The organism is Bacillus atrophaeus (assembly GCF_039519175.1).
In the GTDB taxonomy this organism is placed as follows: Bacteria; Bacillota; Bacilli; order Bacillales; family Bacillaceae; genus Bacillus; species Bacillus atrophaeus.
In genome coordinates this window covers 1,861,867-1,875,488 of sequence record NZ_CP154443.1, presented here as the reverse complement: position 1 = coordinate 1,875,488, position 13,622 = coordinate 1,861,867, and the positions used below count along the sequence as shown (strand labels likewise).

The 13,622-nt window shown below is 38.4% G+C and carries 13 protein-coding genes, 7 tRNA genes and 2 pseudogenes; 4 read left to right on the top strand and 18 right to left on the bottom strand.

The genetic code is table 11. The features are described from left to right. The first annotated feature begins 71 nt into the window (after positions 1-71). Positions 72-959, top strand: a complete 888-nt coding sequence (locus AAHT65_RS09670) for an LCP family protein (protein WP_343311525.1) — start codon at positions 72-74, stop codon at positions 957-959. A 349-nt stretch (positions 960-1,308) separates the two neighbouring features. After that, a pseudogene (locus AAHT65_RS09665) lies at positions 1,309-1,421 on the top strand (tyrosine-type recombinase/integrase); the annotation flags it as partial. Between the two features lie 566 nt (positions 1,422-1,987). Here AAHT65_RS09665 and AAHT65_RS09660 read toward each other — a convergent pair. Beyond that, positions 1,988-3,328, bottom strand: a complete 1,341-nt coding sequence (locus AAHT65_RS09660) for a D-serine ammonia-lyase (RefSeq protein ID WP_343311415.1) — start codon at positions 3,326-3,328, stop codon at positions 1,988-1,990. A gap of 135 nt (positions 3,329-3,463) precedes the next feature. On the opposite strand from AAHT65_RS09660, the gene AAHT65_RS09655 reads away from it, so the two are divergent. After that, positions 3,464-4,009: a helix-turn-helix domain-containing protein gene (locus tag AAHT65_RS09655; RefSeq protein ID WP_010787630.1), complete on the top strand. Its 546-nt coding sequence runs from the start codon at positions 3,464-3,466 to the stop codon at positions 4,007-4,009. A gap of 237 nt (positions 4,010-4,246) precedes the next feature. Here AAHT65_RS09655 and AAHT65_RS09650 read toward each other — a convergent pair. The 12 genes and pseudogenes from AAHT65_RS09650 to AAHT65_RS09595 form a co-directional block, all read right to left on the bottom strand. Continuing rightward, positions 4,247-4,402: pseudogene (locus AAHT65_RS09650) on the bottom strand (lipoprotein); the annotation flags it as partial. 141 nt (positions 4,403-4,543) lie between these two features. Next, positions 4,544-5,557 carry an NADP-dependent oxidoreductase gene (locus tag AAHT65_RS09645; protein ID WP_343311414.1) on the bottom strand — a complete coding sequence of 338 codons (1,014 nt, stop codon included), beginning with the start codon at positions 5,555-5,557 and terminating at the stop codon, positions 4,544-4,546. 254 nt (positions 5,558-5,811) lie between these two features. Next, positions 5,812-6,561, bottom strand: a complete 750-nt coding sequence (locus AAHT65_RS09640; protein ID WP_106034487.1) for an SDR family NAD(P)-dependent oxidoreductase — start codon at positions 6,559-6,561, stop codon at positions 5,812-5,814. 58 nt (positions 6,562-6,619) lie between these two features. Continuing rightward, positions 6,620-7,195, bottom strand: a complete 576-nt coding sequence (locus AAHT65_RS09635) for a TetR/AcrR family transcriptional regulator (protein WP_088116558.1) — start codon at positions 7,193-7,195, stop codon at positions 6,620-6,622. 517 nt (positions 7,196-7,712) lie between these two features. Beyond that, a tRNA-Leu gene (locus AAHT65_RS09630) sits at positions 7,713-7,796 on the bottom strand. A gap of 23 nt (positions 7,797-7,819) precedes the next feature. After that, positions 7,820-7,901 (bottom strand) — tRNA-Leu (locus AAHT65_RS09625). A 9-nt stretch (positions 7,902-7,910) separates the two neighbouring features. Beyond that, positions 7,911-7,986, bottom strand: a tRNA-Lys gene (locus AAHT65_RS09620). A gap of 21 nt (positions 7,987-8,007) precedes the next feature. Continuing rightward, positions 8,008-8,082 (bottom strand) — tRNA-Gln (locus tag AAHT65_RS09615). A 12-nt stretch (positions 8,083-8,094) separates the two neighbouring features. Further along, a tRNA-Glu gene (locus AAHT65_RS09610) sits at positions 8,095-8,166 on the bottom strand. 39 nt (positions 8,167-8,205) lie between these two features. Continuing rightward, a tRNA-Ser gene (locus tag AAHT65_RS09605) sits at positions 8,206-8,296 on the bottom strand. A gap of 3 nt (positions 8,297-8,299) precedes the next feature. Further along, positions 8,300-8,374 (bottom strand) — tRNA-Asn (locus tag AAHT65_RS09600). A gap of 121 nt (positions 8,375-8,495) precedes the next feature. Continuing rightward, complete coding sequence (locus tag AAHT65_RS09595) at positions 8,496-8,954, bottom strand: SprT family protein (RefSeq protein WP_343311413.1); 459 nt, start codon at positions 8,952-8,954, stop codon at positions 8,496-8,498. A gap of 101 nt (positions 8,955-9,055) precedes the next feature. Here AAHT65_RS09595 and cmpA point away from each other — a divergent pair, with 101 nt between their 5' ends. Beyond that, positions 9,056-9,169: a cortex morphogenetic protein CmpA gene (gene cmpA, locus AAHT65_RS09590; protein ID WP_003225207.1), complete on the top strand. Its 114-nt coding sequence runs from the start codon at positions 9,056-9,058 to the stop codon at positions 9,167-9,169. 9 nt (positions 9,170-9,178) lie between these two features. Here cmpA and AAHT65_RS09585 read toward each other — a convergent pair whose 3' ends face one another. The 5 genes from AAHT65_RS09585 to rsbV all read right to left on the bottom strand — a co-directional run bounded on the left by AAHT65_RS09585 (position 9,179) and on the right by rsbV (position 13,577). Then, positions 9,179-11,338, bottom strand: a complete 2,160-nt coding sequence (locus tag AAHT65_RS09585; RefSeq protein WP_343311412.1) for a Tex family protein — start codon at positions 11,336-11,338, stop codon at positions 9,179-9,181. Positions 11,339-11,415: 77 nt separating this feature from the next. Next, on the bottom strand, positions 11,416-12,015 hold the full coding sequence (locus AAHT65_RS09580; RefSeq protein WP_003328150.1) for a PP2C family serine/threonine-protein phosphatase: 600 nt from the start codon (positions 12,013-12,015) through the stop codon (positions 11,416-11,418). Next, complete coding sequence (sigB, locus tag AAHT65_RS09575) at positions 12,015-12,803, bottom strand: RNA polymerase sigma factor SigB (RefSeq protein WP_003328149.1); 789 nt, start codon at positions 12,801-12,803, stop codon at positions 12,015-12,017. Before sigB ends, AAHT65_RS09580 begins: the two co-directional genes overlap by 1 nt. Beyond that, positions 12,769-13,251, bottom strand: a complete 483-nt coding sequence (rsbW, locus tag AAHT65_RS09570) for an anti-sigma B factor RsbW (protein ID WP_003328147.1) — start codon at positions 13,249-13,251, stop codon at positions 12,769-12,771. Before rsbW ends, sigB begins: the two co-directional genes overlap by 35 nt. After that, entirely contained in the window at positions 13,248-13,577 is a 330-nt protein-coding gene (gene rsbV, locus AAHT65_RS09565; protein ID WP_010789624.1) for an anti-sigma factor antagonist RsbV, read from the bottom strand. The genes rsbW and rsbV overlap by 4 nt, the downstream gene beginning before the upstream one ends. Positions 13,578-13,622: the final 45 nt, after the last annotated feature.

Below are 13,622 nucleotides of genomic sequence, written 5' to 3'. Positions count from 1 at the left end.
ACATTTGAATTGAATTTTCAACTTAATAAGGAAGGAATAATGCAGTGAAAATCGGGAGAAGGAAACTAAAAATGCAAAATATTATATTGTTTATTCTAGCCCTATTGTTAACGATTGGAGGACTGAGTTACTACAGTATTTACCGTACCGTAGCAAAATCAGTCAATCACATGTATGAACCTCTACATAGGGATTCTAAGTCGCAAGATGCTGTTATTGGGCATGATCCCATATCAATTCTCTTGCTTGGAGTAGATGAGCGCCCCAGTGATAAGGGACGCACTGATTCCATGATTGTACTGACTATTAATCCAGAGACTAAAAAATCCACAATGGTAAGTATCCCGCGTGATACCAGGGTATTTATGCGATCGAAGAATACCAATATTAAAATTAACGCGGCATATACTTATGAGGGAATTGAAGGCACCGTTCAGACCGTCGAACAATTTTTAAACATTCCAATCAATTATTATATCAAATTGAATATGGAGGGGTTTAAAGATATTGTGGATGCTATTGGCGGGATAACAGTGAATAATGATTTTCCTTTCACCCTTGAAGGAGTACATATACCTAAAGGGGAACAGCACATAGATGGAAAGGTTGCTCTTAAATATGCACGGATGAGAAAAGAAGATCCTCGTGGTGATTTTGGGCGTCAGCAGCGGCAGCGTGAAATCATTAACCAAATTGTTCATGAAGGTGCACAATTAAAATCATTAAAAAATTATCAAGGAATTTTAACCTCATTAGAAAAAAATATTCAAACGAACTTAACACTGGATAAAATGATCGATATTCAAAGTTCTTATAAAGAAGCCGTTAATAATATTAAACAGATAGAAGTAAAAGGTGATGATAAAAAAATAGATAACTTATGGTATCATGTTGTAAAAAATGAAACTAGAAAAGACTTATCGAAAACACTTCGCCACCAACTAAATCTAGAATCTTAAAAATGACGGTATAAGATTGAAATAGTAGTTCCAGAGGATATACTGCTCCCAAATTTCACACATTAATATTTTTTATAGCAAATCGAGAAATTACCAATTATTCGAAGACGAAATTGCTGAATCAAAATTTAATAACATAACAAAAGAGTAGCTTAAAGAAGCTACTCTTTCAACATTAATGAAGAGTTGTAAACAACTTAATTAAAAAAGGTTTTAATCCCCGTTATCATGCAACAACTCGATCTCAGCAATTTTAAAATCATCGTTTAAAGTGTCCTCACCTACAAAGTGACTAAACGTTAAGGTGCTACTTAACACCATTATTGTCAATAAAATCCTGATGATCTTCCCAATTAGATTGCATGATTTCCGACATTCACATGCCGCCCTTTTAATAAACCAAGAGACTATATTACAATAAAGGAACGCCTAGGTCATGCCTCAGTGAGAATAACGATTGATGAATCATATAATAGGCAGGTGAAAAAATGAAAAAGTTCTTATATAAACATCTCATTTTAACTTTAATTTCTTCAGTCTTATTTTTGTTTATTTTTTATTTGGCTTTAAGAAATACACCGGAAAGTATCCCTCTAATATCTTATCAGTATTATTTCACTATTTACTTGTACATATTACTTGGATATTTAACGATTGGCCTTATCTTATCTTTCATCACAGATAAATTAGGTGAGATGTGGAGATTCAAGAAATACTCTTTAATAATATTCAAACTAATAATTTACTTGCTATTACCATATGCTATATCTCACTCTCTCTTTGTTTTAATAGCTCCTTTAATTTATTTATTATTCGAAAGCTTATTATTTATATTAAGAAAAACTTAACAACTTAATATCAAATAAAGAAATTTATATAAATAAAAAAACATACCAAATTCATTGGTATGTTTTTTCTCTTATGATCATGTTTGAGTTTTCTCACTTACTAAGCACCTACTCTGTCATCAGCAACATGGAAGGGCGCTTTTTTTCTTGAAGAAGAACATAAAAACTGTGGGGATTTCTTTAAAGTTCTCCTTTTTTATAGTATTCTTCTTTTATGTTTGAAGGCACCATGTTACCACCGGTAGCCCATATTATATGTGTGCCATTAGTTAATTTTTCTTTTAAATTATGTTTTTGTAAATATTCCATCCCACTCTGATGCAATTTAATAGGTCCTATCATACCTGCCAATGCAGAAGGTTCCAAATAAATATCCTCTGTATCTGCCAGTTGCTTTAGTAATTTATACAAATGTTTATCGCTGACAGTGTAACTGCCACTTAAAAAAGGCTCTATAATCTTCCCAGCAAATTTTGAAGGTCTTCCTACAGCAAGTCCGTCTGCATCAGTTTTATTATCAATACCGATTTCTTGTACAGAAATTTGATCATGCAGTTCAGTCATTAAACCAAGTAACATACTAGGTGAATGCGTTGGCTCAGCGAAGAAACAATGAACATGATCTCTGAACATTAATTTTAAACCAAAAGCTACTCCCCCAGGACCTCCACCTACCCCACATGGAAGATAAACAAATAAGGGATGATTTTCATCAACAGTTATCTTTAATTCTTTTAATTGTTTGTCCAAGCGAGAAGCAGCAACTGAATAACCTAGGAATAAATCTTTTGAATTTTCATCATCTACAAAATAACAACTAGGATCAACCGCTGCTTGTTTTCGACCTTCTTCTACCGCCTTGCTGTAGTCAGCCTCATATTCTATTACATTTACATTTTTACTTCTTAGCAAATCCTTTTTCCACTCTTTTGCATCTGAGGACATATGTACAGTAACATTGAATCCAAGTTTTGCACTCATGATGCCTATACTAAGCCCTAAATTTCCAGTGGAGCCTACAACAATTGAATACCGCGAAAAAAAATCTCTAAACCTATCGCTGTCAAAAATAGAATAATCGTCTTCTAGAGTTAACAATTTATGTTGAAGAGCTAATTTTTCTGCATGCTTAAGTACTTCATAGATTCCTCCCCTAGCCTTGATAGAACCTGAAATAGGCAGATGACTATCGCATTTTAACAGCAGTTCTCCCCTTAAGGATTTTTGATAATCACTCTCTAATGATTTTTTCATAGAAGGAATGTTGACTAAAGGAGATTCTATGATCCCATTTGTTGATTTTGTGTCAGGAAAAGCACTAACAATATAAGGAGCGAAACGTTCTAATCTTTTTTCTGCATCTCTTACATCTTTTTCGGAAATAGTGCACTTTTTAATTCCTGATTGAAATGTTTCAATATTTGGATTAACCCAAAAAACTTCATCTAAAGCAGTAAGTTGCTGTAGCAAAGGAAATTGATCTCTTAAATCAGACACACATTTTTCGTCCATTTTTTTCACCTCATGTCATTGTGATAATACCCTCATATAAACTATAATTAAAATAAATTAAGTATAGTTTAACACACAATACTAAAATTGTTAATTATCATTTAATTTCTTAAATTAAATTTAATTTTTGAGGAGTGCAAAATTGTGGACAACATAGATATTGGTAAAAAAATAGCTAAGTACAGAAAAGCGAAAGGTTTTAGTAGTAAAGAGTTAGCAAACCTATCTGAAATCACGCCTTCTATGCTGAGTCAAATCGAAAGAGGATTAGCAAATCCTTCTATTCAAACTCTTAAAATTTTAGCTAAAAACCTTAATATACCCACATTTATGTTTTTTGTTGAGGACACAGAGACATCAAATTTAGTAGTAAAGCCAAATCAGAGGAAAAAAATGATTATCAATAATCTATCATATGAACTATTATCACCTGATTTTAAAGGAAATCTGGCAACAGTTATCATGAATGTTCCACCAAATTCTGCTTCTTCAGAGAAGCTTCTCGAACATAAAAGTGAGGAAATCGCTTATATATTACAAGGGAAGATTAAAGTGTATTTAAACGAAGATGAGTATACTCTAGAGGCTGGAGATAGCGTGAAAATACCAACAAGTTTTAGGCATATGTGGGAAAATCCATTTGATCAAGTTGCAGTCGTGTTATTTTCGGTTACACCACCTATTTTTTAATCTAACAGGGGAAGGTAATTTTCCCTTAATATCATTTTCTAAAAATTCAAGAAAAAAAACAACATGGCTTAGTCCATATACAAAAGAAAAACAATTATGGAATCACCTTATTAAATCTTTCATTACAATGAAGGCTTTTTTTATTAACTAGTAAGCAATTACAGCAAACTTTTTTTGACTTGACGCTATCATGATGGCAATCCTTTTAGACAGAAAAAAAGAGGAGCAAAACATGGTTTACTCCTCTAACTTTGCTTCTTTACCTTTGGCTTCTTCATAGTCAAGTGTTTTCTTTAATAAGCCAAGACGATCATTTTCACCATTTCCAGGCATGTCGCTCATTTCTTTATACTCGTCTCCAAGTTTTTCATAGTATTTAAAAGTAGTTAATTCAAATTTTGCACATGATCTGATCTAGTTTTTTACTTTTTTCCATTTCTAATTCAACAGAACTCACAGTCTGGAACACTTATTGCCTTTTCAAAATCTTTACATCAACGATCTCCCTTTTTGATTGCTTTCATCATTTTCCCCTTAAAAATGAATGATCACTTTCCCTTTTGGCCGTCCATTTGCGACTAGTTCTAGCGCTTCATTTACGTTGTCCATGGTAAATAGTGGTGGATGAATTGCTGGAACAATGTTGTTTTCTTCAATGATTTTTGTAATCTCTTTAAGTTGTGCGCCGTCAGAACGAACGAAAATAAAATGGTATTCCACGTTTTGTTTCTTAGCTTTGCGGTCATAATTTGCACCAGCAAGGGAAAATAACATTTGTTTCCACAATGGGAAATTTCGGTCTTTCCCGAAACGTTTATTTGGTCCTGTACGGAGAGAGAGCAATCTTCCGCCCGGTTTGATGATACTCAATTCACTGTCAAATTCTTTAGGTCCCAGTGTATCAATCACGTAATCCACATTCGACAACAAGTCAACATAGTTTTCTATTGTATAATCCAAATATTGGTCTGCGCCCATTTCCAAAGTGCGTTCGCGCGCTTCTGAGCTGCCACTAACAATGACATTTAGGCCCATTGCCTTTGCGATTGGTACAGCCATTTGACCAAAGCTGCCTGATCCACCTGGAATGAAAACAGATTTACCTGACTGCGCCTCAAGTTCTTCATGCAGACCTTGATACGCTGTGAGTCCAGCCAGTGGTGCAGCAGCGGCTTCCACGTAAGACAAATTTTTTGGCATGGGTGCAATTGCGGCAGCGTCAATTGCGGCATATTCCGCAAAAGCACCAATTTTTTCGAGGGGGAGACGTGTATAGATGGCATCTCCTACGTGAAATTCTGTCACATTTTTTCCGACTTTTTCGATAACTCCTGTCAATTCATTACCAAGCGTTAATGGGAATTCATAATCTTGAATCAGTTTCACGCTGCCTGTAATAATTAACATTTCGAGTGGATTGACCGCCGCAGCTTTGACCTTTACCAAGACTTCGTTGTCAGCGATTTCTGGAATTGGAATGTCATTGATTTGGGCATAAAGATTTTTTGAGTACTTGGTGATCTGAGCTGCTTTCATGAGTGTTTTCATTTTTTTATCAGCACCCTCTATCATATTACATTTATTAGGATTTTACTTTTGTTTAGGTGGAGGGGAATCTTACTTTAAGCGAAGTCTGACTTCCTATTTTATGATTAACCCGCCACCTAAACATTAGTGTTTTTTTAGAACAATCATTCTCAAATGATTAAATTTTTTAGAACCGATACTGTAAATAAATGTTTCTAAGCTTCCTAGTGTTATTGATATAGAGCATCGTTATATAGGTTTAATAACTTGAAATATTACATCTCTAGAATCGGATAGATTTGATCTCTTAATTGAAATTCATAGTTTTCGTCTACAATTCCTACTACTTGATTACTATCATAAATCTTCATCATAAAACTCGCCATTTGCTCAACTGTGTGGTACATCGGGATATTTGCTTTGTAATCAAATTCTTTCGTATCAGTTGCATTCTTCATGAATTCTGTTTCCGTGATTGCTGGTGCTAAAACTTTCACCTTCATTTTCGCACCTTTGCGTTCCAGTTCTTTTGCAAGCCCTTCTGTAAATGCACTAACAAAGTATTTAGATGCAGAATAAGTAATACTGCCAACAGCAATTGCATATCCGAGTGCTGATGATACGTTAATTAACTGAGTTCCCTCTACATCAGAATAATCACGTACAAATAGTGTAGAAAGAATCGTTAAGGATTCTACGTTGACACGTAACATGGTTTCCACTTTATCTAAATTCTGATCCGTGACAGAAGAAGATTCACCAAGCCCGGCATTATTAATCCAAGTCTCAATTTGATATTCCTTTAAATTGTCATACAGTGTGTATGCCTGAGCTGTGACAGATAAGTCACTTGTACGAATAATAACATCCAAATCAGGATTAATATTCTGAATTGTTGATTTAAGCTCTTCTAATTTATCTAATCTTCTAGCTACAATAATTAAGTTTTTGCCGCGAGCAGCAAACGCTAATGCTGTCTCATATCCTATACCTGAGCTTGCTCCTGTAATAACTGTGTACTTCATATTATTCTCACCTCGAAAACATATTTTTTAATTAGTTGATCCATATAACAAAATAGATTCAGTCTAGTGCCGACAAAGTCAAATTAATAATGTTTTCTAATTTTTCTTTATCATTTGTCGTTTTTGCTAATACTCGTACTCCTACGAGTGAATTATGAATGAATTGAGAAAGCCCTTTGATGTCATAGTGTTTAGGAATTTCTCCTTGTTCTTGACCATGTTTGAGCAGATCAAATAATAAGGATTCCGCATTTATAAAAATCTCTGTAATTTTCTTAGCAACTTCTTCATCTATTAGGGATAATTCAACAGCTGCATTAACAGCTAAACACCCTTTTGGCTGGTTTTCTTTTGGATAAATAACCATTTCAAATAATTTTCGTATAGCCTGTTTAACCGTTAATTCTGTTTTCACTTCATTCTTCATTCTTACTTCCATTACTTCTACATACTGACTTAAGGCTCGCATAAATAAAGTATGTTTGTCGCCAAATGTATCATAAATACTTCTGCGGTGAACGCCCATATGGTTCACCAAGTCTTGCATGGATGTTTTTTCATAACCCTGTTCCCAGAAAAGCTCCATTGCTTTTCTTAATGCTTTTTTTTCATCAAATTCTTTATTTCTAGCCATGTAATCCCTCCTTAGAATGTATTGCCTCTTATTTCTGAGAAAGGATTGTGAATGTTTGATGCACTATAGCCACAACAACTTTAAATCATTCATCCCTCCCTCAATATATTCTATACCAATTAAAGAATGATCATTCTCATTTGGACAGAGAAACAAAACTGTTAGATCTAACGTTCACCTAGTATAACAATTTGAGAATGAACAGTAAAGAATTTAGAACTTATTCATGTGTTTCTATTTTAATGTTCAACAGCAAGAACTTTAAAATAAACTAAGTTTGCTATTAGATTATTAGGTACTCTGTAAAAACTCTGATCTCGAAGCCATATGATTACATAACAAAGAACATCTAGGAAATTCTGTTTAAGACAATAATTGATTCTTTAGGCACTATATTCAAATCAATAAAAGGCAAAAGCTGATAATTTAGATGACTTGCTTTAGGTAAATGGACAGTAAACAATAAAAATTAAAACACAAAAAATACCAAGGGCGTCAAAACCCTTGGTATCATTGATGCGGCCGAGAGGACTTGAACCTCCACGGGTTATTCACCCACTAGGCCCTCAACCTAGCGCGTCTGCCATTCCGCCACGACCGCTCGTTATTTAATTAAAAGAGAAATGCGGGTGAAGGGACTTGAACCCCCACGTCATAAGACACTAGATCCTAAGTCTAGCGCGTCTGCCAATTCCGCCACACCCGCGAAAAACAATGGTGAGCCATGAAGGACTCGAACCTTCGACCCTCTGATTAAAAGTCAGATGCTCTACCAACTGAGCTAATGGCTCTCTGTATGATATGAATAAAAATGGCTGGGCTAGCTGGATTCGAACCAACGCATGACGGAGTCAAAGTCCGTTGCCTTACCGCTTGGCTATAGCCCAACAGAAAGTGAATGACCCGTACGGGATTCGAACCCGTGTTACCGCCGTGAAAGGGCGGTGTCTTAACCGCTTGACCAACGGGCCGTCTGGTTGAGAACTTTTCATCTTTTTCAAAAGATATAATGGCGGAGAAGGAGGGATTTGAACCCTCGCGCCGCTTACACGACCTACACCCTTAGCAGGGGCGCCTCTTCAGCCACTTGAGTACTTCTCCGTATGGCTCCACAGGCAGGACTCGAACCTGCGACCGATCGGTTAACAGCCGATAGCTCTACCACTGAGCTACTGTGGAATAATCAGACTTCTTTATTATAAAAGGATCGACATGAAGTGTCAAGAAGCAACATTTCATTTATTCCCTCTTTCGTCTAATGCGACGGCTTTTATAATTTAACATAGAATCATGAAGTAAGTCAACCCTTTTTAATAAATTCTTTTATTTTCCCACCGCACTTTCCGCAGGCATATTTTTTAGGGTTCATCGCACGCTTCTTTACATACTGTTGGCCGCAAGCCGTACATATATACGTATATGTTTTTCTGGTTTGAGTTTTCTTTTGTAAGGGAGTGCAAAACCTTGGCGCGTCTACTTTCTGAAGGAGTTCTCTGAAATCTCTGTCTCTGTGCTTGTACCCTTTTCCTTCAAGATGAAGATGGTAATGGCAGAGCTCGTGCCTAATAATTCCCTCAAGTTCCTCCCGCCCATGTTCTATTAACGATTTTCTGTTGATTTCGATGTTATGCGATGTTAAAAGGTACCTTCCGCCGGTTGTTTTGAGCCTGTCATTAAAAACAGCCTGGTGGCGGAAGGGTTTTTCAAAACAGGTTTTAGATATGTCCTCTGTAAGCTTTTGGAGCTCTTTGTTATCCATTGTGCACCTCTCCTTAAAAACATTGAACGGGACAATTCTCCGCTCGCATACAATGTGTAAAACCCGCCCTTCTTTTAAAAAAAGCTGAGGAGGAATGAGCCATGCCCAATTGGCTGAAAAAACAAATGCAAAAAGCATTTTTAGAAAAGGATAATTATCAAATCAAACTGCTGAATCAATGCTGGTACTTTTATAGAAAAAAACACTGCTCGTAAGCAGTGCTTTTATTTTACCATAGACAGTGATACCCTGCCTTTTTGGGCGTCTACTCCATCCACCCACACGGTCACAATATCTCCGACTGATACTACGTCGAGAGGGTGTTTGACGAATTGATTGCTGAGTTTTGAAATGTGCACAAGCCCGTCCTGCTTCACTCCGATATCAACGAATGCTCCAAAGTCTACTACGTTGCGGACAGTGCCTTGCAATTCCATTCCTTCCTTTAGATCTTCAAGCTGAAGTACATCCGTTTTAAGCAAAGGCTTAGGCACCTCATCGCGAGGATCCCGTTCCGGCCTGGTCAGCTGTTCACAAATGTCTTTCAGCGTAATCTCTCCGATTTCAAGCTCTCTTGCAGTTTCAGTCAGGTCCAGCTTGCTGATTTTTTCTTTTAATTCAGCCGTCCCGATTTGGTCTGTCGTCAGCTGAAGCTTTTTCAGAAGCGATTTTGTTTCTTTATAGCTTTCCGGGTGAATTCCGGTTCTGTCCAAAGGTTCTGTCCCATCCGGCACTCTTAAAAATCCGATGCATTGTTCGTAGGTTTTAGCGCCGAGCCTTGGGATGCCTTTTAATTCTTTGCGGGTTGAGAATTTGCCGAGTTCGTCACGTTTTTTCACAACATTGCCGGCAACAGACTTAGATAATCCCGCTACATATTGAAGAAGTGCGGCCGAGGCTGTATTAACGTTTACTCCGACTTGGTTTACGACGGTTTCGACGACAAACCGCAGCGAGTCATTTAGATTCTTCTGGCTGACATCATGCTGATATTGGCCTACCCCTACTGATTTAGGGTCGATTTTGACAAGTTCGGCAAGCGGGTCCTGCAGTCTGCGCGCGATTGACACCGCGCTGCGTTCTTCCACCTGAAGGTCGGGGAATTCTTCTCTCGCCAGCTCAGATGCTGAATAGACGCTTGCCCCAGCTTCGTTAACGATTAAATAATAAATGTCTCTAGGCGTATCCTTCAGTACATCAACGATAAATTGTTCTGTTTCTCTGGAAGCTGTTCCGTTTCCTATTGCCACGACTTCAACTTGATAGTCCTCCAGGATCGCTTTCACTTTGTCCTGCGCTTCCTTTGTCTTTTTAACCGGAGCATGGGGATAAATGACATCGATCTTCAATACTTTTCCGGTTTCGTCTGCTACTGCGAGTTTACAGCCTGTTCGGAATGCCGGATCGACCCCAAGCACGATCTTCCCTTTCATCGGCGGCTGCAAAAGAAGCTTCCGAAGGTTTTCTGAAAAAATATGAATGGCCTGCGCATCTGCTTTTTCTGACAGCTCTTTTCTGATTTCACGTTCAATAGCAGGCTGAATCAGTCTTTTGTAGCTGTCCTCGATCGTATCAAGCAAAATGTCTCTGACAGGCGTTGTTCGCTGCTTGATGATTTGCTTTTCTAAATAGGCTTTAATCACATCAGCCGGCGGTTCGATGGATACCTTCAAGATGTCTTCTTTTTCACCGCGGTTGACCGCCAGCACTCTGTGGGGAACGACTTTTGGAATTGGCTCCTCATATTCGTAATACATTTCGTATACATTTTTTTCATCCGCATCTACCGATTTGCCGGCAGTTGATTTCAGAGTGCCTTTTTTGAAGGTTTCCTGGCGAATCCATTTTCTGAAACTCGGTTCGTCTGACAGCTGTTCAGCAATGATATGTTTTGCGCCTTCAATCGCGTCTTCTCTGGAAAGCACTTCTTTTTCTTCACTTATGTATTGATCTGCGATTTCTGCGATACGATCGTCTTTCGGAAGGGTAAGGATATATTCAGCAAGCGGTTCAAGCCCTTTGCTTTTTGCGACAGTCGCCTTTGTTTTCCGTTTTTGTTTATAGGGGCGGTAAAGGTCTTCTACTTCCTGGAGCTTTACCGATTGTTCAATTTTTTGCCGCAGTTCATCTGTCAGCTTGTCTTGCTCCGCTATCAGTCTGATTACTTCTTCTTTTCGCTGATTCAGATTTTGTATATACTGCCAGCGCTCTGAGATGGTTTGGATTTGGACCTCGTCCATTGAACCGGTCTGTTCTTTTCTGTACCTTGCGATAAACGGAACGGTATTGCCATCCTCAAGGAGCTGAATGACACTTTCGACATTCTTTTGTGACAGTGCGGTTTCTTTCGCAATTTGTTTCTTTAAAAGGGCTAACGTTTCCATGTAACCAAAGCCTCCATTTATTCATTCTTACTCTAGTGTAACAAAATCAGAAAAAAACACCTAAAAAAAGCAGCTTATTATAAAAGCTGCCCTAAAATATAGGTTAAGTCGTCATTTCTGGATGTGGTGTATATTTTAAGAGAATTCGATATTTCTTCGATTGACTGCCCTTTTTTTAAATACGAGCGAATGTCGGGAACGTTTAATCCATCTGTATGAATGATAAATTTTGATCCCTTTTCATATGAAAAAGTGTGAGTTTTGTATTTCTGCGGCTTGCCTGATAAATAACCTAACACAGGCAGAGGATAAAAGCATTCACCTGATGGGGAGTATAGAATAAAACGCACGTTTCCGACAGAGCAGTACGTAAATTGCCTTGCTGCGAAATCAACTTTTAAAATAGAGGCCGTAGCTCCTCGTTTGTTCTTCATCGCTTGATTGCAGCGTTCGATGATACTTGCGACATCTTCATCCGCATGGCTTTCAGCAAGATCTCTGATGGCTGATGAAGATTCATTCGCAAGTGTTCCGCTCCCAAGGCCGTCAGCTACCGCACACACTAATTCCTGATCATCCGCTTTGATGTAAAAACTGTCCCCGCAAATGGATTTGCCTTCTTTATTTAATTGATATACAAGGGTATGGATATGTTGGTTTTCTTCAACCTGGATCATTACATTAGCTCCATAGAGGGATCTTCAATCAAGGCCTCTCTGAGTTTCTTTACTGCTTTACGCTGCAGACGCGAGACGTGCATTTGAGATATACCGAGAATGTCCCCTGTTTCTTTTTGGCTTTTATTTTGAATATACGTTAAATCGATAATCTGTTTTTCACGTTCAGAAAGAACATGGAGCACACTTTTCAGCATCATTTGCTGATTGACGCGTTCATATCCGTCTTCCTGTGAGCCGACGATATCGAGAATGGTTACAGTGCTTCCGTCCGCATCCGCTTCAATGCTGTGGTCCACAGACAATGCCTGATAGCTTTTTCCCATTTCCATTGTTTCCAGTACTTCTTCCTCGGAAACATCGAGATATTCGGCAATCTCTTCGACCTTTGGCGATCTTTGCGTTTCTGTGGTCAGTGTGTCTACCGCCATTTTAATTCTGGGTCCGAGTTCCTTGATTCGCCTTGGAACGTGCACACTCCACGTCTTATCTCTGAGGAAACGTTTAATCTCTCCGATGATCGTCGGAATCGCGAAAGCTTCAAATGATTTGCCGACTACCGGATCATACCTTTTGATCGCACCGAGAAGACCGATCATGCCTACTTGGCGAAGATCTTCATGAAAGCTTTTGCCTTTTGAATATTTCTTCGCCAGCACTTCGACAAGATTCGTATAGACTTGGACAAGCGTTTCCTGCGCCGAATCATCCTGATTGGTTTGGTACTCGTTTATAAGCCGATCAACTTCATCCTTAGTTAGTTTCGTAGTTTTCGATGGTTGTGCCATGATCAACTCGCTCCCCGTTTAAATACTTTGTCATCGCCACGGTTACGCCTGAGTTACTCTGCACTCTGACTTCATCCATCAGCGTTTCCATTAAATAAAGGCCGAGTCCTCCTTCTGATAGTTGTTCTACGGTGTGTGAAGGTGTGTAAGGACCTAGATCCTGCTGCTTCTGATCAAAATCAAAGCTGTCTCCTTCATCTGCGACAATGACCTCTAAGCGGTCTTCATATACACCGAATCTCACTGACACTTCTCCGTTTTTATCCTCTTTATACGCATGCTGAACCGCGTTTGTACAGGCTTCGCTTACTGCGATTTTAAGGTCTTCGATGTCATCGTACGTATAGCCCATTCTGCTCGCCACACCCGACAGCGTAAGTCTGACAATTCCCACGTATTCCGGTTCAGCCGGTATTTTCATCTCTATATAATCTACTGTATTCTTCATTGTACCCCACCTTCTGACTTTGCAGAAATATCAATGATGTCCTTCAGACCCGTGATCTCAAACAGGCGGATCAGCCGTTCAGAAAGGTTTTCAAGCTTTAGCGAGCCGCCTTCTTTTTTGACTGTCTTAAACACGCCGACAAATACGCCAAGGCCCGTGCTGTCCATGTAGCTGACATCCTTCAGGCAGATGTGTATGTCTGCTCCCTGTTCTGCCAGAGGCACCAGCTTTTCACGAAGTGACGGAGCTGAATACACATCAATTTCTCCTGCGATTTGTACTTGTATATCATTATCGTTTTGTTTAACATTGACCGTTAAATTCATTTTTATCACCTCAAAAGTGTCCTTTTTACTAATGGTCTAATACCC